The sequence below is a fragment of the Rhodoplanes roseus genome, from assembly GCF_003258865.1.
In the GTDB taxonomy this organism is placed as follows: Bacteria; Pseudomonadota; Alphaproteobacteria; order Rhizobiales; family Xanthobacteraceae; genus Rhodoplanes; species Rhodoplanes roseus.
In genome coordinates, this window is record NZ_NPEX01000329.1 from 4,360 (window position 1) to 5,946 (window position 1,587).

The window sequence follows — 1,587 nt, forward strand, 5'->3', positions numbered from 1 at the left end:
CAGCCTGACCGCGACCGAGCTGGCCAGCCTCACCGAGACGCAGTTCCGCAGCCTCATCCCCACCAGCACGTTGCGGAACTGCCAAGGATCGGACTCGTCGATGTCCTCGGGAAAGAAGCCGGGGCGACCGGTGAGCGGGGTCCAGTCCGTGTAGGTGCCGATCACCGGGCCGAGATAGGGCCGCTGCACCTCGAGGCAGCGGCGGAAGTCCATGTCGTCGGCCTCGACGATGCCGGCCTCGGGGTTTTCCAGCGCCCACACCATGCCGGCGAGGACCGCCGAGGTGACCTGCAGGCCGGTGGCGTTCTGATAGGGCGCCAGCTCGCGGGTCTCGTCGATCGAGAGCTGCGAGCCGTACCAGTAGGCGTTCTTGGCGTGGCCGTAGAGCAGCACGCCGAGCTCGTCGATGCCGTCGACGATCTCGTTCTCGTCGAGAATGTGGATCTTGTCCTGCCGCTTGCCGGCGGCGCCGAACATCTCGTGCAACGACAGCACGGCGTCGTTGGCCGGATGATAGGCGTAGTGGCAGGTCGGCCGGTAGACCACGTCGCCGCCGTCCCGCACCGTCAGGTAGTCGGCGATCGAGATCGACTCGTTGTGGGTCACCAGGAAGCCGTACTGGGCCTGGGCGGTGGGCGTCCACGAGCGAACCCGCGTGTTGGCGCCGGGCTGCAGCATGTAGATCGCGGCGCCGCAGCCGGACTCGTGGGTGCGGCCGTTCTGCGGGATCCAGGTCTCGTGCGTGCCCCAGCCGAGCTCGGCCGGCTGCATGCCTTCCGAGACGAAGCCCTCGACCGACCAGGTGTTGACGAACACGTTCTGCGGCTTGGGATGCTTGGCCCGCTGGGTGTCGCGCTCGGCGATGTGGATGCCCTTCACGCCGAGCGTCTGGGCGAGCCGGCCCCAGCCGTCGCGGGTGGTCGGCACCGCCGTCTCGACGCCGGTGTCGCGGGCGACGTCGAGCAGCGCCTGCTTGACGAACCACGACACCATGCCCGGATTGGCGCCGCAGCACGACACCGCCGTGATGCCGCCGGGATTGCGACGGCGGGCCTCCAGCACGCGCTCGCGCAGCATGTAGTTCGAGCGCGCCGCCGGGCTCGCCGACTTGTCGAAATAGAGCCCGGGCCACGGCTCGGCGACGGTGTCGATGTAGAAGCAGCCGATCTCGCGGCAGAGCTCCATGATGGCCACCGACGAGGTGTCGACCGACAGGTTGACGCAGAAGCCGCGCCCCTCGCCCTTGGTCAGCAGCGGCGTCAGCAGCTCGCGGTAATTGTCCTTGGTGATGGCCTCGTGGACGAAGCGGATCTTGCACTCGTCCAGGATGGCGCGGTCGGCGTCGCTCGGGTCGATCACGACGAGGCGCGACCTGTCGAACTGAAAGTGCCGCTCGATCAGCGGCAGGGTCCCTTTTCCGATCGAGCCGAACCCGATCATGACGATCGGTCCGTCGATTCGGGCGTGCACGGGCCAAGTGGTCATTGCGGGTGCTCCGAAACAGAAGTGGATGGACTGTGGGTGACGGCGGCGCGGTGCTCACCCGCCCCTGGAGGGGGAGGGTCGGGCGCGAGCGACGCTCGCGAC

Annotated in this window: 1 protein-coding gene; it reads right to left on the reverse strand. The window is 68.3% G+C overall.

Annotated elements, in window-relative coordinates:
- On the reverse strand, nt 1-1,485 hold a 1,485-nt coding region (locus tag CH341_RS27260; RefSeq protein WP_111422101.1), incomplete at its 3' end, for a homospermidine synthase.
- Nucleotides 1,486-1,587: the final 102 nt, after the last annotated feature.